This window comes from Loktanella sp. SALINAS62 (assembly GCF_018263905.1).
In the GTDB taxonomy this organism is placed as follows: domain Bacteria; phylum Pseudomonadota; class Alphaproteobacteria; order Rhodobacterales; family Rhodobacteraceae; genus Loktanella.
This window is the reverse complement of record NZ_JAAFZU010000088.1, coordinates 1-455: the sequence shown is the minus strand read 5'-3', so window position 1 is coordinate 455 and position 455 is coordinate 1. Positions and strand designations below refer to the sequence as shown.

1 pseudogene is annotated in these 455 nt (G+C 67.0%); it reads right to left on the bottom strand.

The annotated features are described in order from the left end of the window. Positions 1 to 455: pseudogene (locus GZH79_RS18590) on the bottom strand (hypothetical protein); the annotation flags it as partial.

Genomic DNA, 455 nt, shown 5'->3' with positions numbered 1-455 from the left:
TGCTGCCACGCACGCGCGAACACGCCCGACGCCCGCGCAACGCCGTCGGGCGAACGCTTGCGGAGATCTTCAAGCGTCAGTGTCGGCGTTGCGGATGCACTCGGCCTGATCGCATCCACGAGGCCCGACTCGGACCCATCCTCACGTGCTTCGAACGCACCGGCGGCCACGCCCTCCGCTACCGCAAGAACCGTTTCTGCCTCTTCCTCACGCTCGGTCACCCGAGCAGTGCGGTCGTCAAGAACCACCTCGCGCGCCTCAAGCGCCTTCGCCTCGGCTTTCAACCGCAGCTCTTCCTTGACCCGCCATTTCCAGGTTTTTGCGTGATATCGCCGCTTCGGCGGCTCCTCTCCGTTCTGTCGGGCCTCCCGGATCGCAGCCGCGCGGCGCTCACCCCGAACCAAGCCCTGGTCCGCGAACCACTGACCGACGCTGTCCTGCGCGGCCTCGTAGTC